This is a genomic window from Kribbella sp. NPDC054772 (assembly GCF_053611945.1).
The window spans coordinates 7,213-28,327 of sequence record NZ_JBSHBJ010000010.1; the positions used below are offsets into that span (position 1 = coordinate 7,213).

The window sequence follows — 21,115 nt, forward strand, 5'->3', positions numbered from 1 at the left end:
TCTCACTGATTATAGTCTGATGACAGACTTTTCTTGTATAGATGTCGTCCGCACCACACTACACCTCTGCTCCCCCCCCCACGACCGTGAGTTTTCAGCCGAGAATCGCGCCGATCTCGTCGAACTGCGCCGCGGTCAACGGGCCGTGCCCGAGCGCGCCGGCGTTCTCCTCGACCTGAGCGACCGTCTTGAACCCGGGAATCGGGATGAACGCCTCACTACGCGCCCACAACCACCCGAGCGCACCCTGCGCGAGCGTCCGGCCGTCCGAGGTCAGCACGTCCCGGATCGCCTCCAGTCGCCGCAACGACTCGGCCTGGTCCCCGCTCCGGAAATTCCACCCGTGCCGTACGTCGTCCTCCGGGAGGCTGCTGTCCTGGCTGAACTTACCGGTCAGCAACCCCATGCCCAGCGGCCCGCGCACGATGCTCGCGAGACCTCGCTCCTCGCACAGCGCCAGCACGTCGGCATTTCCACCGAACACGTTGAAGTGCTGCTGGATCGCCTTGCAGTGCGGGCTTTTCGCGAACAGCGCCGCCCGCTCCGGGTCGTCGGTGCTCCAGCCGATCGACCGAACCTTGCCAGCGGCAACCAGCTCCTCGAAGACCGCGAGCACGTCGTCCGCCTTGGCCAGGTCGTAGCCGCCGAGGTGGAACTGGTACAGATCGATGCGGTCGGTCTGCAGCCGCCGCAGCGACTCGTCACAGGCCCAGCGGATGTACTCCGGGTCGCCGTTCTCCCCGGGCGCCTCGCGCGTCTCCTCGACGTACGTGTAGCCGGCCTTCGAGGCGATCACGATGTCGTCGCGGACGTCACCGAGCGCGTCCGCGATCAGCTTCTCGCTGTGCCCGCAACCGTAGACGTCTGCGGTGTCGAAGAACGTCACGCCGAGGTCGTACGCCCGGCGCAGCGCGCGCTTCGACTCGTCGTCGTCGATCACGCCCCAGCCCACCGGACTGCCTTGCCGCGCGTGCGGACCACCGATCGCCCAGCAGCCCATTCCGAGCGCACTGACCTCCGGGCCACCCTTACCAAGCGAACGCTGAGTCATCTCGACCTCCGAGGACCGACGGGAACGTTTCCAGCATCCTGCGCACCCCGCCGGCCCAGAGTCCAACACACATTCCTACTGACCCCGACAACTCCAGCTAATGAGTCCTGCTCAGACGCCGGTTCGGGCCTCGACACGACCCGTCCGGACCGCGTCGGCGAAGGTTGCGTGGTCGCTCTCGTTCAGGTCGGCGTACGTGACGGCGAAGCTGGTGATCGCCTGGTCGAACCGGTTCGACTTACCGAGGTACGCCGCGAGCGCGAACCGATCACCGGTCCGCGCGTGAGCCCGAGCCAGTGTCCAGCCGCAGAGTTGGCCGTACAGCGTCATAGCCTCGGAGTTGAGCGTGTCGATGTCGGCGGACAGCTTCCAGTCCCGCAACTGGCGTATGCAGTAGTCCTGCTCGCCATCGGCGGCGTCGGCGCGCAGCCAGCCGAGGAAGATGTCGCTCGCGGCCTGCATCAGATGCTGCCCGACCACCACACGCTCCCCCTGGTTCGCCTGCTCCGCCCCACCGATGTACGTCGACAGCGCGGACGGGCCGGCCTGTTTGGCCTGCAGGAGCAGCGCCTCGTCGGCGACCGTCGACTCCAGCAGCATGATCCACGCGCGGGTCCCGACACTGCCGACGCCGGCGACCTTGTGCGCGACATCGGTCAGGCGGAAGTGGTCGAGCAGTTGACGACGGTCCTGGCTGAGCGTGGCGCGGTACCCCTCCATCAGCTCCTGCAGCCGGGCGAGCACGACGGAGCCGTCGAAGTCGATCATGTCGCTCATCGGGATCACGATCGGTGGGTCCGAGACGATCCGCCGGTGCTCGCCGGCCATCGCGGTGAGCTTGCCGACCGCTTGCATGCTGTCCCGGGTGTACGCCTTCGCGAGCTTTCCGCGGGCGGCCTTCAGCTGCCGCTTCTGCTTGCCCGAGGACAGCGTCGCCTTGTACTGCTTGATGATCTCCTCGATGTCCAGGCGCGCGTACCAGACCGCGAGGATGGGCTGACCGGCGAAGTCCCGGACCGACTCACGATAGCTACGGACGACGGCCTCCACGACGTCCCGGATCTGCTTCGCGCTGAACCCGTTGTCGCGCCCCGCCACCACGAAGCTCGCCGCGAGCCGCTTCACGTCCCACTCGAACGGTCCGGGCAGCGTCTCGTCGAAGTCGTTGATGTCGAACACCAGCCGCCGGTCGGGCGAGGCGAAGGCGCCGAAGTTCGACAAGTGCGCGTCGCCGCACAGTTGCACGGAGAGACCGGTCGACGGCGTCTCGGCCAGGTCGGCGGCCATCACCAAGGCCGCGCCGCGGTAGAAGGTGAACGGTGAGACGAGCATTCGGCCGTGCCGGATCGGCACCAGTTCGGGCACCCGGCCCGCCGCCTGGGTGAGGAGCAGCCCGACCGGGTCGCGGCCCGCGCCCAGGTGGACCTCGGCGTGCGCGTCGAGCGGCACCTGCTTGCGCAGGGCCTTGCCGCGCGCCGCGCGTTCCTCCGCACTGAGCTGGTCCCCCATCACCTCAGCGTCGCCCAGCCGCCGCGGTTTGGCCAGCACCCCCGCCGTGACCAGCCCGCGAGATGCTCAAAGTCGACTAACTGAGTGAACTTAAGCTGATTTTCATGACCTTCCTCTGGTACATCCCGAACCAGGTCGACCCCGGGCACCGCGGGGACGACGCCGTCCAGGGACACAACAGCCTCGAGCGGCTGACCGAGCTGGCCCGGCTCACCGAGGACCACGGCTGGTCCGGCGCGCTGCTCGGCACCGGGTGGGGCCGGCCCGACACGTTCACCGTCGCGACCGCGCTGGCCGCCCGGACGACCACCTTCCAGCCACTCGCCGCGATCCGCCCCGGGTACTGGCATCCCGCGCACTTCGCGTCCGCGGCGAGCACGCTCGACCAGCTGAGCGGCGGGCGGCTGCTGATCAACATCGTCTCCGGTCAGGACAACCTCGCGGCGTACGGCGACAGCGAGGGCGACCAGCCGCAGCGCTACGCCCGGACCAAGGAGTTCCTCCAACTGGTCAGGCGGTTGTGGACCGAGGAGAACGTCACGTTCGACGGCGAGTACTTCTCGGTTGCCGGATCCACGGTCGCGACACGCCCCGTCGTACGGGAAGGGCGGCCGCATCCGCGGTTGTACTTCGGTGGCGCGTCCGAGGCCGCGCAAAGGGTGGCCGCGACGGATGCCGACGTACAGCTGTTCTGGGGTGAGCCGCTGGACGGCGTCGCGGCACGGATCGCGCGACTGAAGGAGCTCGAGGCCGAACTTGGTCGTGAGCACGCTGCTCTGGAGTTCGGACTCCGGATCACCACGCTGGTACGCGACACGACGGAGCAGGCGTGGGCCGATGCCGAGGCCAAGGTCGCCAAGATGGCCGAGGCACAGGGCAAGCGGGACCGGCGCTGGTTCAAGGCTGTCGGCCAGCAGCGGCTGCTCGACCTGGCCGACCGCGGCGAGGTCCTCGACGACAACCTCTACACCGCACCCGGCAAGTACGGCGGTGGCGGCGCCGGCACCACCTGGCTGGTCGGCTCCCCCGAGGACGTCGCCAAATCGCTGAGCAAGTACCGCGATCTCGGCATCACGCACTTCGTCCTCTCCGACACTCCGTACCGCGAGGAAACGGTGCGGATCGGTGATCAACTCCTCCCGCTGCTCTCCTGAGCTGCTTGGATGAGGGCCATCGCTTGACGCTCGCCTGCCCGAAAGTGTTCGGTTGGTTACCGAGCGCCAACCCTGGGTATGTGCGCTGTGAGGCATGTGAGGAGCGCTGATGGTCGAATATCTGCCCCGGTCCGCCTGGAACGCACGACCGCCGAACGCCGGGCCGGGCAACCTGACCGTGTCCCGCGTCGAGGGCGCGGTCATCCACTGGCCGGGCACCGGCTCGACGAAGGTCATCCACACCAAGGCGGCGGTCGCGTCCGCGTTGCGTGGCTGGCAGGACTACCACATGGACAGCCGCGGCTGGTCGGACATCGCCTACCAGATCGCGGTCGATCAAGAAGGCCGGGCCTGGACCCTGCGCGGCCTACGGACCCAGTCCGGCGCCAACGGCGACAACGACGTGAACGAGCGGTACGGCGCCATTCTGCTGGTCCTCGTCACCGGTGAGCAGCCGTCCGCCGCGATGAAGGCGACCACCCGCGGGGTGATCGCCGACTTCCGCAAGCTCTACCCGCGCGGTACGGCGATCCGGCCGCACTCCGCGGTCCGCCCGGAGCCGACCGACTGCCCCGGCGACCCCGCCCGCGCCGCGATCGCCCGCGGCGAATTCACACCCGGCCACTCGGAGGACGACGACATGACCCCTGCCCAGATGCAGGAACTGAAGAACTTCATCGAGGCCCGTTCGCAGGCCTACGCGCTCTGGGTGCACAAGCAGCTGCGCCGCGACCTGACGGCGGTGGCCAAGGCGTACGCGCTCGACATCAAGAACTACGAACGCCAGACCGACGCCGCCGACGCCGCCCGCGCGGCCGCCGCGGTCTGGGCCACCGCACCGAAGAACCTGGCCGCCGACGCGCCGGCCCAGCAGGAGCCGCAGGTCCCGGACCCCAACATCGACCCGGCGCTCGAGGACCACGCCCTCGACCCGTTCCCGCCGGTCGAGGAACCCAAGGCAGCAGAACCAGCACAGTAGGACAAAGCCCAGGCCCCACCGGCTTATGTCGGTGGGGCCTGGTTTCCTGTCCGGGTGGATCTCAAGCACCTGCAGGACCGGCTCGAGCAGATCTCCGCCGGGTACGGCGCACACCTCGGCTTCGAGCGCGACCCCGACTGGTTCCTACTGAAACTCCAGGAGGAGGTCGGCGAGCTCACCCAGGCCTACCTCCAGCAGACCGGCCGAGCTCGGACGAAGGGTGCGACCACCGAGCAGATCCGCGACACGTTCCACCAGGAGTTCGCCGACGTACTGTGCCAGCTGCTCCTGTTCGCGAAGCAGCACGATGTCGATCTCCCGGCCGAGATCGAGCGGAAGTGGCTGGTCTACGAGTCCTGACGCGGCGGGCGGGCGTTCAGCAAGAGTCCGGCGGTCAGCGCGAGCGTGACCACCGCGTCGGCTGCCATGCTGACCCAGACCGGGCCCAGGAAGATCGTGTCTACCGCGATCACCACGGCGTACCCGATCGGCCAGCTCAGGGTGCCGAGCAGCTTCCAGATCGTGGTCCAGCGGTTCGACGTCCAGAGCAGCCCGAGGCCGACTCCCCAGGCGACCAGTGCCAGGATCGTGTTGAGCTCCAGCAGGTACGGCCCGAACATCGCCAGCCCGACCGCGACGAAGTCCTGCGGGCGCATCCGCGGCGGGACCACGACCTGCACCAGACCGTCGGTGGCGGCGGCAACGATCTCGCTCGGCCGGCCGAGCCGCTGCAGCACGTCGCGGATCTCGTCCTCGGACGTCGCTCCGCCCGCGCGCGCCTCGGCGATGTGCGCCTTCATGTCGGCGAGCAGCTCGTCCCGGCGACCGGCCGGCAGCACCTCGGCCTCGGTGGCCAGCTCCTTCAGGTACGCATCGACCAGGCGGTCGCTGTCCAGTTCCATGTTCATCCCCGTCTCCCACTCTGCAAGATCTTGTCGACCGACGCACAGAACCGTTGCCAGTCCGCGGTGAACTCGGTCAGGGCTCGGCTGCCCTCGGGTGTCGAGGTGTAGTAGCGCCGCGGTGGCCCGGACTCGGACTCCTGCCAGCTCGTCTCCACCAGACCCTCGCGCCGCAACCGCGCGAGGAGTGGGTAGATCGTGCCTTCCGTGGTGACCAGTCCGTCGATCTCACCCAGCGCCTTGACCAACTCGAAACCGTAACGAGCCTCTCCCTGCAACAGCGCCAGGACGCAGAACTCCAGCGTCCCGCGGCGCAGCTGCGTGAAGACCTTCTCGGCTACCATGCGACACAAGGTACCTGTTCGCGCCAAGATCCGGCAAGAACGCCTGCCGCGTCAGCCAGTCGAGACGGTCAGTCGGTCTTGGGACGCACCGCGAACATGACGGTGACCACGAACGACGGGATCACCACAACCCACAGGCTGGGGAGGTTGAAGAGCACCGGGGCGAGGCAGACCACCAGGAGATCGAAACCGCGGGCCGGTTGCGAGAACAGGCCGGGTGGGATCGCGCCCATCGGCGAGGTGACCAGCGGACCGGCGTACGACGGGGGTCGGGCGGACGCCTGCCGGACAGTGCCGGTGATGATGCCGGCGGCAACCGCGAAACAGGACGAAGCGCTGCCGATCGCGGGGTAGGCGAGCGCCGTCCAGACGATCGCGAACAGACCTGGGACCACACCCATCAGCACCCGCAGCTCGCGCAGGTCCATCCCGAGCGCGCGGACGAGACCGGTCGAACGGCAGGCGGTGCGCAGCCCATCGAGCAACGGCCGGACGGCGACGAAGCCGGCGATCCCGGCGGCGACCGGAACCAGTACGCGGAAGCCCGCCCCGTGGACGGCGTACGGGACGACGAGCAGTGCCGCGCCGATCACCAGACGGCGCGGCCAGCGGAGGATCCGGAGGAACTCACGGTTCACGATCGCGGCACCCTGCGCGCCCCGACCACGACGGGACCGCACCCGGCCCTGCATCCGCCAGTGCCGTCCGGAGATGACGTCGCCGAGCATGCTGATGTCCAGACTGCTCGCCGCGCCCGCGAGCCCGGCCAGCAATTCGCCGCCCGCGATCACACTCGCCCGCCCGAGCTTGTCGAGCGACCGCGAGGTCACCATCGTCAGCGCGACCGCGAGCAGCAGAACCACCGCACACACCACGAGCAGATACGTCTGGCCCGACGTCAACGCGCTCCCGTTCCGCACCTCGGCAACGGCCAGGTCGAGAGTTCCTGCTCGTGCGCCCTTCAGCGGGTCAGGCCTCACAGCGAGTGCCACCGCAGGCACCACGGCCGCGAGGAGGAAGAGGTCCGCGATCCGCAGGGTCCACTTCGAGCGCCGAGCACTCTGCTGCACCCAGACCGTCGCCATCGCCGTACACACCAACAGTGCGCTGATCAGCACCGCAGCCTCGAGGACCCCGATCACCGGCGCCCCGAGCAACGCCCAGATCACCGCCGCGACGACCAGGCCGACAGCACCCACAGCGGCCGTCACGAGCCGGTACGCCGGTCGCAACAAGGCCGCCCGATTGATCGGAGTGGCCAGCAACCAGAACCCGCTGGCCCGCGTCGCCGACACCGGCCCGATCGCGAGCAGCATCCGCACTGTGATTGCCACCAGCAACGGAATGATGATCAACGGCAGCCACGTCGTCAGCTGACCGCAGCGCCACGACGAGCACCCCGCGGCGTCCGAGTTCAGCTGCCGTACGACGTTCCCGCCGGTCGCCCCCGCCATCGCGACGGTGAACAGGACGAGGTACACATCCTCGAAGATCTCCCAGAACGACCGGTCCGCGTGCCGCCGCCGCGTCGTGCGCATCCACTGCCGCATCGACCGCGACGACGGGATCGTCCCGAAGTCCGCCGGGTCGAACTCGACCGGTCCGTCCGCGGTGCTCATGGCAGCGGGGTGAGCGTGACGATCGAGTCGGCGACCGTCTCGACGAGGGCCGGGTCGTGGCTCGCGAACAGGATCGACGTACCGGACTTCTTCTCGGCAACCAGCCGCTCGGACAGCCACTGGACGCCGCCGACGTCCAGCCGGGCCTCGGGCTCGTCGAGCACCATCAGCGTCCGCGGCCGGACCAGCGCCGTCGCGAGCGCGAGCCGGCGGCGCTGACCGGAGGACAGCGAACCGGGCAGCTGATCGGCGGCCGGAAGCAGGCCGATCTCGTCGAGCGTGGTGTCGACGAGATCCTCGGGCGTCGGGTTGCCGTGCGCGCGGGCGAGCAGATCCAGGTGCTCGGCCGCGGTCAGGTCCGGGAAGAAGTCCAGGTCGTCGAGCAGGGAGGCGACGTCGCGGCGGACCGCCTCGGCGCGTTCGTCGATCGGCCGGCCGTCGAGCATGATCTTGCCCGCGGCCGGAGCGGCCGCGCCGACGATGCACTTCAGCACGGTCGTCTTGCCGGCGCCGTTCGGGCCGACCAGCGCGATCGCCTGACCGGCGGCCAAGGTGAACGTGAGGCCCTCGATCACCGGCCGGTCGCCGTACTTGTGCTGCAGGTCCGTCACGGCCAGCCGTGGCGCCGCCTTCTTGCTCATTTCTCCTGGCTCATTTCTGCCGGCCCGTCTCGGCCTGCTTATTTCTGCTGGCTCACTTCTTGCGGACCAGCGTCAGTCCGTCGCCGATGCCGAGCATGATCACGTCCACGCGGTCGTCGGCGGCGATGTGCGCGTTGAACTCCTTGCGGTCGGCCGGACCGTCGGCGTCCACCACGCGGCCACCGGCCAGCGTGTTGTCGAACAGCAGCAGGCCGTTCGGCCGGATCAGCGGCAGCACCGTCTCGAAGTACTGGATGTACCAGTCCTTGTCGGCGTCGACGAAGGCCAGGTCGAACTCACCGTCGAGCTTGGTGGCCGACTCGTGCGCGTCGCCGATCCGCAGGTCGATCTTGCCCGCGACGCCGGCCCGCTCCCAGTACTTGCGCCCGATCGAGGTCCACTCGTCGCTGACGTCCAGGCAGATCAGCTCGCCGTCGTCCGGCAGACCGCGCGAGATCGCCAGCGCGGAGAAGCCGGTGAAGGTGCCGATCTCGACCGCCCGGCGGGCGCCGATCAGCCGGGTCAGCGTGGTCAGCAGACCGGCCTGGTCGGCGGTCGTGAGCATGCCGGCCGGGTTGCCGAGCGTCTCGGTCTCCGCCCGCAGTTCGGTCGCGATCTCGTCCAGCGGCATGCCGTGGGCGACCATGTAATCGTGCAGTTCCTCGGTCACCGGTACCTGATGGCCCATGAATTCCCGCCCTCCGTGTATTAGATCGGTCGCCTGTAGTCTCTATGGGTTGTCCAAACCGATGTACACCACCCCCGAGGAGCACTCCGTATGCGCATCGCCGTCGCCGGATCGATCGCGACCGACATCCTGATGACGTTCCCGGGCCGGTTCAAGGACCAGTTCCTCGAGGAGCAGCTGCACAAGGTCTCCCTGTCGTTCCTGGTCGACGAACTGGTGGTGCATCGCGGCGGCGTCGGCGCGAACATCTGCTACGGGATGGCGCAGCTCGGCTTCCCGTCGCTGCTCGTCGGCTCGGTCGGCGCCGACTTCGCCGAGTACGGCGCGGCGCTGACGGCGGCCGGCGTGGACATCTCGCACGTCCGTGTCTGCGAGAACGTACACACCGCCCGGTTCACCTGTACGACGGACCTCGACGCGAACCAGATCGCCTCGTTCTACACCGGCGCGATGGCCGAGGCCCGCGAGCTCGACCTGGGAGCGATCCACCAGGCCGCCGGCGGCGTCGACCTGGTGCTGATCGGCGCCGACGACCCGGACGCGATGATCAAGCACACCGAGCTGGCGCGGCAGCACGGGATCGCGGTCGCCGCGGACCCGTCACAGCAGCTGGCCCGGATGGAGGGTACGGACATCCGGCGGCTCATCGACGGGGCGGCGTACCTGTTCAGCAACGAGTACGAGGCCGGCCTGCTGGTGCAGAAGACCGGCTGGAGCCATGAGGAGATCCTGCAGCGGGTCGACGTCCGGATCACCACGCACGGCGGCGACGGGGTCGTGATCGAGGACTCCAACGGGATCCTCGCGAAGGTCCCGGCGGTGCCCGCGCCGAACCTGGTCGACCCAACCGGCGGCGGCGACGCGTTCCGCGCCGGCTACCTGACCGGGCGCGCCGCCGGCCTCGACCACGAGCCGGCCGCGCACCTCGGCTGCACGCTGGCGACCACGGTCCTGGAGAAAGTCGGCACCCAGGAGTACACCCTCGACCACGCGTCGTTCATGGACCGCCTCACCACCGCGTACGGCGCCGACGCCGCCACCACCGCGAAGCGCGCCCTGAGCTAGGACAGCCGCGCCAGCGCGCCGGTCTGCGCGAGGAGGGCGAACCGGTCCGGACAGCCCCAGTGCTCGACGATCCGGCCGTCGACAACACGCGCCATCTCGAACAGCGCGATGTCGACGGGCGCGTTGCTGGGCGGACCGAAGAACGAGCCGGTCGCGGTACCGCGCACCCGGCCGCGCGCCGGCTCTTCGCCGCGCAGGGGTACGGCGCCACGAGTATCGACGCGATCGCCAAGGAGGCCGGCGTCGCGACCCGGACCGTGTACTCGGCCTTCGGCACCAAGCGGGAGATCCTGTCGCTGATCTGCGACCTCTGGCTGCAGGAGGCCGGAGCGGTCGAGCGCGCCGAGCAGGTGCTCGCGATCGAGGACCCGGTCGAGCGCCTCGGTGGCGCTGCCGGCTGGCTGACCACCCTGTACGCCGCCGGATTCGACGTCGTCCTGATCTTCGAGGCGGCGACCGACGAGAGCCCCGAGACCAAGGCGCTGCTGCGCTCGAAGCTTGCCGGCCGCAACCAGGTGATGGACGCGATGATCGCGTCGCTCGAGGACGCCCTACGGATCCCGCTGCAGCAGGCACAGGCCGTGTACCGCGCGGTCGCGGCGCCGGGCGTGTACCAGGAGCTGGTCGACGAGTCGGGCTGGAGTCCGGAGGAGTTCGAGGCCTTCGTCGCCGACGTGCTCCACCGTCAGCTGCTCTGAGAGCGGGCCCACAATCCGCGGACGTGGCCGATGTGGCGGCGCATCAACTGCTCGGCGCCGTCCGCGTCGCCGGCCTCCACGAGGTCGAGCAACTCGTGGTGTTCGGCCGCTGACGGGACGAGGCGACCGCTCTCCAGGAGCGGCGTGAGCCCCAGCAATCGGGTTTGCGAGCGCAGATCCGACACGACGTCGACGAGCTTCTGGTTCCCGGAGTACGCCAGCAGCGTGACGTGGAAGACCCGGTCCGCCTCGATGTACGCGATCAGGTCGCCGGCCTCCGCCGCGACGACGATGTCCTCGGCCAGCCGCCGCAACCGCGGGTAGTCCTCCGCGGGGATCGCGGGTACGACGTCGCGGATCGTCGGCGGCTCGATGAGTTGCCGGACCGCCGCCACGTTGTCGAGATCCGCGTCGGACACCTCGGTGACCCGGAACCCCTTGTTGCGCAGCGAGATCACCAGGCCCTCGCGAACCAGGTCCAGCATCGCCTCGCGGACCGGCGTCGCGGAGACCCCGAACCGCGCTCCGAGCGTCGGCGCCGAGTACACCTCTCCCGGCGTCAGCTCACCCGAGATCACCGCTGCCCGCAGCGCGTTGGCGACGCTGTCGCGCAGGTTCTCCCGCTGCGCGAGGCGCCGTACGCTCGGCAGCGGACCGATCGAATCGGCAGCCATGATTCACCTCCCTGGGTCGCCGCCTATTGTGAAACACCGGACCTCACGGATTCGGGATGCCACCCCCGACGGAGGCGACCAGCTCGGTGAGTCGCTCGAACACCCGGTCCGCGCCGATGCCGTCGTGCTCGTACTCGTTCGTCACCCAGGCCTGCACGTTCCCGACCCGCCCGGCGGTGTCGAGCTGCAGCCCGGAGTCGACGTACATGTCGTCGAAGTAGACAGCGGCAGCCACCGGTACGTCGTTCGCCGCGAGCCGCTCGAGGTCGTACAGCCCGGGCCACGACGGCCGCAGCGCGAGCAGCTCGACCGCCCCCTGGAACGGCCGCAGGCCGCGGATCTCATCGAACATCCAGGGGTACATCATCTCGCCGGTGAACAGCAGCGGTCGTGCGTCCTCGGCGAACTCGGGACGCCGCGCCCGCTCCGCCTCGGCTGCCCAGGCAGTCGCACCGTCGCCGGAGCCGTAGATGCTCTCCTGGAGCGCCGCGAAGAGCGGGTTCCCGAGGTAGGAGGACGAGGCGAGAACCTGACCCAGGAAGGTGTCCGACAGTTCGTCCCCATCGAATGCTTCGTCGAGCAGCCAGTGGATGCGCTCGTACCCGGGCTTCATCCCGAAGTCGATGCCCAGCGACTGGAGCCGCCGGACCGTCAGCCGGTCACCGTCCGGCAGCCGTACGTCGTCGCTCGCGAGCCGGTCCGCGATCCTGCCGACCTGCTCCACGTTGTGCGGGTACCGCCGGTAGAACTCGCGGTTCTTCGCCGCGACCCGCGGATAGGTACGGCGATACACCTCGGCCGCCGACGGGTCGATCGATGCGAGCCCGCCTGTCACGTAGCAGGCCGACAGTCCCTCGGGTGCCTTCGACAGGTAGGTGAGCGTCAGGAATCCGCCATAGCTCTGCCCGAGGGTCGACCAGCGTTTGCCGCCGAACACGGTCTTCCGCAGGTGCTCGGCGTCCGCGACGATCGAGTCCGCCCGGAAGCACGCCAGGTAGTCGGCGCCTTCCTGCGCGGACATCGACGCCATGAGCCGGCCGCTGACCGGCGTACTCCGTCCGGTCCCGCGCTGGTCCATCAACACGACCCGGTACTTCTTCAGCGCCTGCCCGACCCACCCCGACGGACCCGTCGGACGCGGGCCCTTCCCGCCCGGGCCGCCCTGGAGGAACACCAGGCACGGCAGGTCCTCGTCCTTGCGCGTCGGGTCGACGAGTTCGCGCGCGAAGACGCTCACCGTTCCTGTTGAAGCACTCCAGTCGAGTGGGACTTCAACTGTGTGCTCCCGGACGTGCATTCCAGGGATCGTGTACTCAACCATCGCGTCTCCTCCGTCTGGCGTCCCACTCCGGGTTGATCCGCGGTACGGCGGCCAGCAGCGTCTTCGTGTACTCGTCCCGAGGCTCGCCGAACACCTGGTCCCGCGACCCCAGCTCCACGATTCTGCCTCGGTTCATCACCGCCACCCGCTGCGAGATCTGCCGGACGACGGCCAGGTCGTGCGCGATGAAGATGTAGCTGAACCCACTCTCCCGCTGCAGCCGCATCAGCAGCTCCAGCACCTGCGCCTGGATCGACACGTCCAGCGCCGACACCGCCTCGTCGCAGATCACCAGCTTCGGGTTCACCGCGAGCGCCCGGGCGATGCCGATCCGTTGCGCCTGCCCGCCGGAGAACTGCGCCGGGTACCGCTGGCAGTGGTCCGGGTCCAGCCCGACCCGCTCCATCAGCTCCTGCGTGAACGCCCGCCGCCCGCCCTTCGGCGTGATGCCCTGATAGGTCAGCGGCGCGGTGATGATCCGCTCCACCGTGTACCGCGGGTTCAGCGACGAGAACGGGTCCTGGAACACCACCTGCACGTTGTTGCGGAACGTCGCCAGGTCCTTGCCCCGGGCCCGCGTCACGTCCTGTCCGTCGAACACGACCGTACCGCCGGTCGGCTCGAGCAACCGGGCCGCGATCCGGGCCGTGGTCGACTTCCCACTGCCGGACTCCCCCACGATGGCCAGGGTCTCGCCGAGCTCGACGTCGAAGCTGACGTCGTCGACGGCGGTGAACGTAGACTTCCGCGCCATCGCCCCTTCGCCTCGCGTGACGAACTCCTTCGTCACGCCCTTCACCTCGAGCAGTGTCATAGCGCTACCTCGTCGTCGATCCGCGGTACGGCGTCCAGCAGCATCCGGGTGTACTCGTGCTGCGGATCCGAGAACACCGCTTCCGCCGTCCCGTACTCGACCGGGTCACCCGACCGCATCACCAGTACTCGCTGCGCGATCGAACTGATCACGGCCAGGTCGTGGGTGATGAACACCATCCCGGTACCCGTCGAGGCCTGCAGGTCGTGCAGGAGTTCCAGGATCTGCGCCTGCACGGTGACGTCGAGCGCGGTCGTCGGCTCGTCCGCGATCAGCAGCGAGGGCGAACAGCACAACGCCATCGCGATCATCACGCGTTGCCGCTGGCCACCGGAGAACTGGTGCGGATAGTGGTCGACGCGCCGTTCCGGGTCGGGAATCCGGACCCGTTCCAGCGCCTCGATCGCCACCTGTCGAGCGGCCCGTTTGGAGCCGCCGCAGTGCGTCCGGTACATCTCCTCGATCTGCAGGCCCACGGTGTAGTAGGGGTTCAGCGACGACAGCGGGTCCTGGAACACCATCGAGATCGCGTTGCCCCGCACGGATCTGAACTCCCGCTCCGACCGGCCGAGCAACTCGGCGCCGTCCAGCTTCACGCTGCCGGACGTCCGCGCCCCGCGGGGCAACAGGCCGAGGACGGCGAGCGCCGTCATCGACTTGCCCGATCCGGACTCGCCGACGATACCCAGCGTCTCGTCCCGGCCGACCGTGAACGACACGTTCTTCACCACGTCCACCGGACCGCGACTGGTCGGCAACGTGACCGTCAGATCGTCGACAACGAACAACTCGTCGCTCATGACGTCACCACCCGGACCCGCGGATCCAGCGCCGTGTACAACAGGTCGACCACAACGTTGCCGATGACAACGAAGAACGCGGCGAGCAGCGTCACCGCCATGATCACCGGCTGGTCGTTCTTGGCGATCGAGTCGGCCGCCATCTTGCCGATCCCGTTCAGCCCGAAGACGGTCTCGGTGATCAGCGCGCCGCCGAGCAGGCCGGCGAAGTCCATCCCGAAGATCGTGGTGATCGGGGTCAGGGCGGGCCGGAGTGCGTGCCGGCGCATGATCAGCGAGCTGTTGAGTCCCTTGGCCCGGGCGGTGCGGAAGTAGTTCTCGGACAAGGTGTCGATCACGTTGCTCCGGGTCAACCGTGCGTACAGACAGGCGTAGCCGACGGCGAGCACGACCCACGGCATCAGGTACGACTCGAACCAGACGACCGGATCGTCGGCGAACGACACCGCCGACGGGAACGGCAGGATCTGCAGCTTCACGACCAGGACGTACTGCAGCACCAGCGCGAGCACGTAGTTCGGCACGCTGACGCCGCCGAGCGCGAGCCCCATCGCGGTGCGGTCCCACCACGTCCCCTGCTTCACCGCGCTGACCAGACCACCGATCACACCGGCGAGCAGCCAGAGTACGGCGGCGCCGACCGCGACCGTGATGCTGACGGGAAGCCGTGCGGTGATCATGCTCCACACCGACTCGTTGGTCTGGAAGCTGTACCCGAGACACGGTGCCGGACAGTGCACCGAGCCGTACTCGCGGCCCGCGAAGATCCCGCGCAGGAACTCCCAGAACTGGGTCAGGATCGGCTGGTTCAGCCCGAGCACGTCCCGGATCGAGTTGATCCGCTCCGGCGTACAGGTCTTCCCGCAGATCATCACGGCCGGATCCGGCGACAGCTTGAAGAAGATCAGATACGTGAACAGACAAACGGCCAGCAGGATCAGTACGACGCCACCGAGCCGACCGAGGATGTAGCGCGTCATGCGGCTGCCTCCCCCTGGTCGATGAGGGTGCGGATCTTGTCGCCGAGGACGGTCAGCGAGAGGACGGTGAGGAACAGGAAGAGACCGGGGATCGCGAAGAACATCGGGTCGACCGAGTACCAGCTCACCGAGCTCGCGATCATCTGGCCCCAGGACGCGGTCGGCGGCGAGACGCCGACGCCGAGGAACGACAGGCCGGCCTCGGTGCCGATGTAGCCGGGGATCGCGAGCGTCGTCATCACCACGATCGAGCCGCGCAGGTTCGGCAGGATCTCCCGGAACACCACCTGGGAGTCCTTCGCGCCGGACGCCCGCGCCGCCTCGACGAACTCGCGGTTGGCCAGCGTCATCGTCTGGCCGCGGATCACCCGGGCCAGGTACGGCCAGCCGAACGCGCTGATCACCACGACCAGCAGCACCGGCCGGTTCCCGGACGGCAGCGACGACAGGATCGCGATCATGAAGATCAGCGCCGGGAACGCCATCAGGAAGTCCATCACCCGGGAGATCACCTGGTCCACCCAGCCGCGGTAGAACCCGGCGAGCATGCCGAGCACGACGCCGAGGATCCCGGTCAGCAGCGTGGCCGACAGCGAGATCGTGATCGACACGCGCGCGCCGTACGCGATCCGGGCGAACAGGTCGCGGCCGTTCTGCGGCTCGACACCGAACCAGTGCGAGCCGCTGATCCCGCCGAGCGGACCGCGCGGCAGGCCGCCGAGGTCGGAGTTGATCGCGGCCGAGTCGAACGCATACGGCCCCCAGCCGCTGAGCTTGGTGATCAGCGGCGCCGCGATCGCCATCAGGACCACGAGCGCGAGGAACACCAGGCAGGCCAGCGCGCCCTTGTCCCGGGTGACTTTGGTGAGCACCCGCTTGCCCGAGGCGGGCGGTGCCGGCGGCACCGCCTCCTCGAGTTCGGCAAGGGTCGGGGCGGTTGTCACTTTCCGGCGTCCTTGAGGCCGACCGACACCAGGTCGATGCCACCGGAGAACCCGTCGTGCAGGTAGGCGCCGCCGATGTTGGTGCCGACCAGCATCAGCACCTTTTCGTAGAGCAGCGGGACGACCGGCGCGAGCTCCATGATCTGCTTGTCGAGGTCGCCGTACGCCTTGTTCGCCGCGGTGACGTCGGTGAGCTTGGAGATCTCGTCGATCTTCGCGTTCACGCCCGGGTCGTTCAGCTGCGACAGGTTGGTGTTGCCCTTCGGGGTGATGTTGCGGCCGTCGAACAGCGGCGGCAGGAAGGTCGCGCCGGACGGCCAGTCCGGGCACCAGCCGGTGATCGCCGCGTCGTGCTGCTGCGACGTGGTCCCGATGACCTCGTAGTACGTCGCGGTGTCGATGGTGTTGATCTTCACGGTGACCTTCAGCGGCTCGAGCGCCTGCTGGATCGCGACCGCCATCGCCTGCATCTTCGGCTGCGCGCGGGTGTCGAGCGTCATCGTGAACCCGTCCGCGAAGCCGGCCTCGGTGAGCAGTTTGCGGGCGCCCTCGACGTCACCCTTGTCGTCCGGGCTCGGGTACGGGTCGTAGTCCACCCGGCCGGTGATCGTCGGCGGCTGGATGCTGGTGCCGATCTCGGCGAGCGCCGAACCGCCGTCCGCGTCGCGGACCGTCTGCTTGTTGATCGCGAGGTTGATCGCCTGCCGGACCTTCACGTTGTCCAGCGGCTTCTTCGTGACGTTCAGGCCCATGTACGTCGTACAGCCGTTGATGCCCGTCATCGTGCGCTGCTTGAGCTGCGGGGTCTGCATCCGGGCCACCGTCGCGGCCTGGACGGTCCCGGCGATCGCGTCGGCGTCGGTCCCCTGGCCGGCGATCATCCGCTCGTCGATCGTCGCCGGGTCGAGTCCGAACGTCCACTGGAACGCGTCCGGGTTCGCCGTCCGCACGTCGTCGGTCTTCTTGTCCCACTTGTCGTTGCGGACCAGCTTCAGCGACGCGCCCGGCTTGTAGTCGGCGAGCTTGTACGGGCCGGACGAGATCGGCTTGCTGTCCAGCTGGTTGCCGGCGCCCTGGCCCTTCGGCACCGGGGTGAAGGTGTTCTGCGCGACCACGCTGCCGAAGTCCGCGAACGGCTTCTTCAGGTGGAACACGATCGTCTTCGCGTCCGGCGTCTCGATCGTCGACAGATCGCCCGACTTGTACGGGCCCTGGTACGACGCGGGCGCCTCGATCAACTGCTTCGCGTACGGCGAGCCGATGCCGATCTCCGGATCCCAGGCCCGCGAGACGCCCCACTTCACGTCCGCGCTGGTGATCGGCGCACCGGTCTCGAAGAACAGGCCGTCCTTCAGCGTGAACGTCCAGGTCTTGCCACCGTCGGACGGCTTACCGGTGTCGGTCGCCAGGTCCGGGACGATCTTGGTGCCGTCGCCCCCGGGCGCCGCGCCCTGGGTGGTCAGCGTGCGATAGACCAACCGGTAGAAGTTGTTCACGCCGCCGTCGAACCCGCGCGCCGGGTCGAGGTGCGAGAACGCCGCGTTCGCGAGCACCTGGAGGGTTCCGCCCTGCGCGGCCTTCGCCCCTGGACCGGCCGACTCACTCTTCGTTCCGGTGGCATTGCCGCCGCACGCACTGAGCGCGAGCGCGGCCGACGCCACGAGCCCCACCAGCATGGAAGTTCTCTTCATCAGTTGTCTCTTTCGGTTCGCAGCCACACACGCATGGCCAGGGCCTGACGGTTTCCCCAGAGGAAGTACGGCGTGAGCGTCACGGGCACTTCGTGTTCGGCGGAGTCCTGGGGTGTATCGGTGATCACTGGATAGAGCTCGGGAGACGCCTCGGCTGCGACACCGCCGGTCAGCTCCAGTACGACGTGGTCGTCCTGCTGTCGTGCTGTCGCCCGCGCAACGGTGGCGGGCTTCAGCAGCAGGTCGTCCACGGGGGCGTCGACGTCTTGTTGCTCGACGCAATAAACAAGCGGGCCGCGGGCAACGGCGATCGCGCCGCGAGTGGCATCGAGGTACGGATGCGAACCGTGCGCTCTCGGTGTCATCGGCAACGTCAGCTTCAGGACGTCGCCCGCCGCGAACGCCCGCCGGACCTCGGTCCACCCGGCGCTGACGGGCCGACCATCGAGGTCGGCTCCTGTTGACCAGCCAGGTATGCGCAGGGCGATCCCGCGTTCGTCGGCCGGTGCTTCCTCGACGGTGAGCGTGACCTCTCCGTTCCACGGGTAGTTCGTGGCGACCGTGACGGTGAGATCCCCGGCGGTGATGCGGGCGTCGGCGTAGACCCCGACGTACAAGGTGTTGTCGTGCTCGAGAGCGACGTGGTCCTGGAGTTCGGACATCCAGCGGATGATGTTCGGCGGGCAGCACGGGCAGCCGAACCACGCGCGCCGGAGCAGCTCACCACCGTCCTCGGCGCCGGAACGCTGCTCGTGGTCCGGCCGGCGCTGCAGCGGGTTGTCGTAGAAGAACGCCGTACCGTCGGCCGAAAGCCCTACCGCGTAAGCGTTGTAGAGCACGGTCTCGTAGACATCGAGGTACGACGCCTTGCCGGTCGCGCGGAACATCCGCCAGGCCCACTGCATCGTCGCGATCGCCGCGCACGTCTCGGCGTACGCGCGCTCGGACGGCAGCTCGTAGCGGTCGCCGATCGCCTCGTCGGAGTGCCGGCTGCCGAGTCCACCGGTGAGGTACAGCTTGGTGGCGACCATGTCGTCCCACAGCCGCTCGAGCGCTGCGAGCAACGTCGGATCGCCCGTCTCCAGGTGGACGTCCGTCGCACCGGCCGCGAGATACGCCATCCGTACGGCGTGCCCGGTGACCGACGGCAGCTCGCGGAACGGCACGTGGTCCTGGAAGTACTCCCCCGGGAAGATCGTGTGCTTGAGCTTCCCGCGGCCGCGGCGATCGACGAACAGCCGGGCCTGGGTGAGGTAGTCCGCGTCGCCGGTTTCACGATAAAGCTCGACAAGCGCCATCTCGACCTCGGGGTGACCGTCGACGACTTCCTCACCTTGCTCGCCGTACTTCGCGACCACCAGGTCGGCGAATTTGCGCGCGGTGATCAGTAGTCGGTCGTCACCGAGCTGACGCGCGGCAGCGACGGCTGCCTGGATCAGGTGGCCGAGGTTGTACAGCTCGTGGCCCCAGCCGAGGTCCGACCAAGGTTGCTTGGGCTGGTCCGGGTCTTGGAAGTACGAGTTCAGGTAGCCGTCGTCGGCCTGCGCCTGGGCGAGCAGCTCGACGACCTCGTCGTAGAACTCCCGCGCCCCGGCCGGCGCGTCGTCGCGGCCGATCTCGTAGGCGAGTCCCTCGAGGGTCTTGTAGAGATCCGTGTCCAGGAACGGGTACCGCCCGCGGTACGGCCCGACCGACGGATCGGTCAGCCGGCGGAGGTTCTCCAGGTTCCCGGCCTTGCGCAGTTCGGCGATCGCGTGCGGGATCGTCGCCGTCCGGTTGCGCTGCTGCCAGGCGTGCAGCACACCGCCGGTCAGCGCGACCTTCACCTCTGTACCGTGTGACATTGCACTGACCTTAAGTGCAATGTCACACCTTGCCAAGAGCAAACGGAAGACGTTTACACGCCGGAAACCATCGACGTCGGAGATCGCCGCATCGTCCGCCGCGTCATCCCCCCGGTGGCCCCCTCGACCGACAGTGTGGTCCCGTGACCGCCACGCCCCTCGACCTCGGCCGCCCGGTCGGAAGGCCCGCCGGCCATCTGTTCCGCGTCACCGCGGTGGTCGTGGCCCTGTCGATCCCACTGGCCATCGCGTCCTATGTCCTGCAGATCGCCACGCATGCCGGCCGATGCCGGCCCTGGCCGGAGTGTGAGGAGCTCATCCTTCCCGAGGTCTATACCGCGTTCGTCCTCGGCACGACCGCCGGCGTCGAACTCCTGCTGATCGGCGGCTACCTCGTCCTGGCGACGGCACGCGGCAGACTCGCGCGGAGCGTGGCGTTCCGCGCCGTGCCGACCGCGATCGGCGTCGTCGTTCTCGCCGTGGTGGGACTCGGAGGCTGGTTGGAAGCGCCCACCAACCACGGCGGCAGCTCACCAGGGAAGGGCTATCTGATCCTGCTCGGCCTGTGGCTGCTCGCTCCCCTGGTGCTGTACGGCGTCCATCGCGGCGACCGGAGTGCGGTGATTCCAGTAGCCCTCGGGCTGCTCCCCACCGCGTTCGTCAGCATGGGCGCGCTCCCGAAGGTCCCGCCCGCGGCCTTGCCGCCCGTCATGCTCGTGATCGCCGTCGTCTCGGTTGCGATCGTCCGCCGATCCCGAGAGGCGCGAACATGACCGCCGAACGTCTCGACCTCCACCGGCCCGTGCGGAAGCCGGCCGGCAACCTGTTCCGCGTCACGGCCGCGGTAAGCGTCCTGAGTCTCCCCCTGCTCCTCGCAGCCGATCTGTGGCTACCGCTGCCCGACTACGACGTCTGCTACGACGACGAACCCTGCCCGAGCCTGGACACGATCACGGGATCCAGCACCGCATGGATCCTGCTGCTCATCACAGCCGGGACGCAGCTCGTGATCCTCGGCTGCTACATCGCCGTGGCCCTGAGACGTCGAACCCTCGACCTCCCGGCCGTCCGCCGCTGGCTGCCGACAGCGATCGCCGTCATCGCTCTCGCCCTCGGCGGACTCGGCTGGCTCATCAGCGCGATCGGGCTCAACCCCAAACCCGGCCAGGTGGTTACCTACCTCGTCCTGCTCGCCCTCTGGCTCCTCGCGCCACTGGTCCTGTACGACGTCCAGCGCGGCGACCCCCGAGCGGTGATCCCGGTGACGCTGGCCCTTCTCCCCACCGTTGGCCTCACGACGATTTCGGCGCTCGACTTCGGGGCCTTCGCCGCGCTGCCAGTCGTCATGCTGCTGATCGCACTGGCGACCGTGGTCATCGCGCGACGGCGGCAGTGAC

At 68.6% G+C, this 21,115-nt stretch carries 22 protein-coding genes and 1 pseudogene; 7 read left to right on the forward strand and 16 right to left on the reverse strand.

Annotation, left to right across the window (positions count from 1 at the left end):
* Window positions 1-94: 94 nt before the first annotated feature.
* Together ACWGID_RS18055 and ACWGID_RS18060 are read right to left on the reverse strand one after the other, a co-directional pair.
* Complete coding sequence (locus tag ACWGID_RS18055) at window positions 95-1,051, reverse strand: aldo/keto reductase (protein WP_452197854.1); 957 nt, start codon at window positions 1,049-1,051, stop codon at window positions 95-97.
* 111 nt (window positions 1,052-1,162) lie between these two features.
* Complete coding sequence (locus tag ACWGID_RS18060) at window positions 1,163-2,560, reverse strand: DUF2252 domain-containing protein (RefSeq protein ID WP_452197856.1); 1,398 nt, start codon at window positions 2,558-2,560, stop codon at window positions 1,163-1,165.
* Window positions 2,561-2,664: 104 nt separating this feature from the next.
* On the opposite strand from ACWGID_RS18060, the gene ACWGID_RS18065 reads away from it, so the two are divergent.
* The 3 genes from ACWGID_RS18065 to ACWGID_RS18075 all read left to right on the forward strand — a co-directional run bounded on the left by ACWGID_RS18065 (window position 2,665) and on the right by ACWGID_RS18075 (window position 5,053).
* A complete protein-coding gene (locus tag ACWGID_RS18065; RefSeq protein ID WP_452197857.1) occupies window positions 2,665-3,714 on the forward strand; it encodes an LLM class flavin-dependent oxidoreductase in 1,050 nt (349 codons plus the stop codon).
* 109 nt (window positions 3,715-3,823) lie between these two features.
* On the forward strand, window positions 3,824-4,693 hold the full coding sequence (locus ACWGID_RS18070; RefSeq protein WP_452197859.1) for a peptidoglycan recognition protein family protein: 870 nt from the start codon (window positions 3,824-3,826) through the stop codon (window positions 4,691-4,693).
* A 54-nt stretch (window positions 4,694-4,747) separates the two neighbouring features.
* The gene (locus ACWGID_RS18075; RefSeq protein WP_452197861.1) at window positions 4,748-5,053 is read left to right on the forward strand and encodes a pyrophosphatase; all 306 of its coding nucleotides are present in this window, start codon (window positions 4,748-4,750) and stop codon (window positions 5,051-5,053) included.
* Here the strand turns inward: ACWGID_RS18075 and ACWGID_RS18080 are convergent.
* The 5 genes from ACWGID_RS18080 to ACWGID_RS18100 form a co-directional block, all read right to left on the reverse strand.
* Window positions 5,041-5,601: an HAAS signaling domain-containing protein gene (locus tag ACWGID_RS18080; RefSeq protein WP_452197863.1), complete on the reverse strand. Its 561-nt coding sequence runs from the start codon at window positions 5,599-5,601 to the stop codon at window positions 5,041-5,043. The two genes, ACWGID_RS18075 and ACWGID_RS18080, sit on opposite strands and share 13 nt — an antisense overlap.
* Window positions 5,598-5,939 (reverse strand): PadR family transcriptional regulator, encoded by a 342-nt coding sequence (locus ACWGID_RS18085; RefSeq protein WP_452197864.1) that lies wholly within the window; start codon window positions 5,937-5,939, stop codon window positions 5,598-5,600. Before ACWGID_RS18085 ends, ACWGID_RS18080 begins: the two co-directional genes overlap by 4 nt.
* A gap of 68 nt (window positions 5,940-6,007) precedes the next feature.
* A complete protein-coding gene (locus ACWGID_RS18090; protein ID WP_452197866.1) occupies window positions 6,008-7,558 on the reverse strand; it encodes a DUF6297 family protein in 1,551 nt (516 codons plus the stop codon).
* Complete coding sequence (locus ACWGID_RS18095; protein WP_452197868.1) at window positions 7,555-8,199, reverse strand: ABC transporter ATP-binding protein; 645 nt, start codon at window positions 8,197-8,199, stop codon at window positions 7,555-7,557. Before ACWGID_RS18095 ends, ACWGID_RS18090 begins: the two co-directional genes overlap by 4 nt.
* A 52-nt stretch (window positions 8,200-8,251) precedes the next feature.
* Window positions 8,252-8,887, reverse strand: a complete 636-nt coding sequence (locus tag ACWGID_RS18100) for an O-methyltransferase (protein ID WP_452197869.1) — start codon at window positions 8,885-8,887, stop codon at window positions 8,252-8,254.
* A gap of 90 nt (window positions 8,888-8,977) precedes the next feature.
* On the opposite strand from ACWGID_RS18100, the gene ACWGID_RS18105 reads away from it, so the two are divergent.
* A complete protein-coding gene (locus ACWGID_RS18105) occupies window positions 8,978-9,952 on the forward strand; it encodes a carbohydrate kinase family protein (RefSeq protein WP_452197871.1) in 975 nt (324 codons plus the stop codon).
* Here the strand turns inward: ACWGID_RS18105 and ACWGID_RS18110 are convergent.
* Window positions 9,949-10,119, reverse strand: coding sequence for an ester cyclase (locus tag ACWGID_RS18110; protein WP_452197873.1), 171 nt, complete (start codon window positions 10,117-10,119; stop codon window positions 9,949-9,951). The genes ACWGID_RS18105 and ACWGID_RS18110 overlap by 4 nt on opposite strands.
* 15 nt (window positions 10,120-10,134) lie before the next feature.
* Here ACWGID_RS18110 and ACWGID_RS18115 point away from each other — a divergent pair.
* A pseudogene (locus tag ACWGID_RS18115) lies at window positions 10,135-10,650 on the forward strand (TetR/AcrR family transcriptional regulator); the annotation flags it as partial.
* Here the strand turns inward: ACWGID_RS18115 and ACWGID_RS18120 are convergent.
* From ACWGID_RS18120 to ACWGID_RS18155, 8 genes are read right to left on the reverse strand one after another with little or no spacing between them, the layout of a single operon-like run.
* Window positions 10,638-11,324: a GntR family transcriptional regulator gene (locus tag ACWGID_RS18120; RefSeq protein WP_452197875.1), complete on the reverse strand. Its 687-nt coding sequence runs from the start codon at window positions 11,322-11,324 to the stop codon at window positions 10,638-10,640. The pseudogene ACWGID_RS18115 and the gene ACWGID_RS18120 sit on opposite strands and share 13 nt — an antisense overlap.
* A gap of 43 nt (window positions 11,325-11,367) precedes the next feature.
* The gene (locus ACWGID_RS18125; protein WP_452197877.1) at window positions 11,368-12,645 is read right to left on the reverse strand and encodes an alpha/beta fold hydrolase; all 1,278 of its coding nucleotides are present in this window, start codon (window positions 12,643-12,645) and stop codon (window positions 11,368-11,370) included.
* The gene (locus ACWGID_RS18130) at window positions 12,638-13,459 is read right to left on the reverse strand and encodes an ABC transporter ATP-binding protein (protein WP_452197879.1); all 822 of its coding nucleotides are present in this window, start codon (window positions 13,457-13,459) and stop codon (window positions 12,638-12,640) included. The genes ACWGID_RS18125 and ACWGID_RS18130 overlap by 8 nt, the downstream gene beginning before the upstream one ends.
* Window positions 13,456-14,259, reverse strand: a complete 804-nt coding sequence (locus tag ACWGID_RS18135) for an ABC transporter ATP-binding protein (protein WP_452197881.1) — start codon at window positions 14,257-14,259, stop codon at window positions 13,456-13,458. Before ACWGID_RS18135 ends, ACWGID_RS18130 begins: the two co-directional genes overlap by 4 nt.
* The gene (locus ACWGID_RS18140) at window positions 14,256-15,239 is read right to left on the reverse strand and encodes an ABC transporter permease (protein ID WP_452197883.1); all 984 of its coding nucleotides are present in this window, start codon (window positions 15,237-15,239) and stop codon (window positions 14,256-14,258) included. The genes ACWGID_RS18135 and ACWGID_RS18140 overlap by 4 nt, the downstream gene beginning before the upstream one ends.
* Window positions 15,236-16,183 (reverse strand): ABC transporter permease, encoded by a 948-nt coding sequence (locus ACWGID_RS18145; RefSeq protein ID WP_452197884.1) that lies wholly within the window; start codon window positions 16,181-16,183, stop codon window positions 15,236-15,238. The genes ACWGID_RS18140 and ACWGID_RS18145 overlap by 4 nt, the downstream gene beginning before the upstream one ends.
* Complete coding sequence (locus tag ACWGID_RS18150) at window positions 16,180-17,874, reverse strand: ABC transporter substrate-binding protein (RefSeq protein WP_452197886.1); 1,695 nt, start codon at window positions 17,872-17,874, stop codon at window positions 16,180-16,182. The genes ACWGID_RS18145 and ACWGID_RS18150 overlap by 4 nt, the downstream gene beginning before the upstream one ends.
* Complete coding sequence (locus ACWGID_RS18155; protein WP_452197888.1) at window positions 17,874-19,718, reverse strand: glycoside hydrolase family 127 protein; 1,845 nt, start codon at window positions 19,716-19,718, stop codon at window positions 17,874-17,876. The genes ACWGID_RS18150 and ACWGID_RS18155 overlap by 1 nt, the downstream gene beginning before the upstream one ends.
* Window positions 19,719-19,861: 143 nt before the next feature.
* Between ACWGID_RS18155 and ACWGID_RS18160 the strand changes: the two genes are divergently transcribed.
* Together ACWGID_RS18160 and ACWGID_RS18165 are read left to right on the forward strand one after the other, a co-directional pair.
* Window positions 19,862-20,491 (forward strand): hypothetical protein, encoded by a 630-nt coding sequence (locus ACWGID_RS18160; protein WP_452197890.1) that lies wholly within the window; start codon window positions 19,862-19,864, stop codon window positions 20,489-20,491.
* Window positions 20,488-21,114 (forward strand): hypothetical protein, encoded by a 627-nt coding sequence (locus tag ACWGID_RS18165; protein ID WP_452197892.1) that lies wholly within the window; start codon window positions 20,488-20,490, stop codon window positions 21,112-21,114. The genes ACWGID_RS18160 and ACWGID_RS18165 overlap by 4 nt, the downstream gene beginning before the upstream one ends.
* Window position 21,115: the final 1 nt, after the last annotated feature.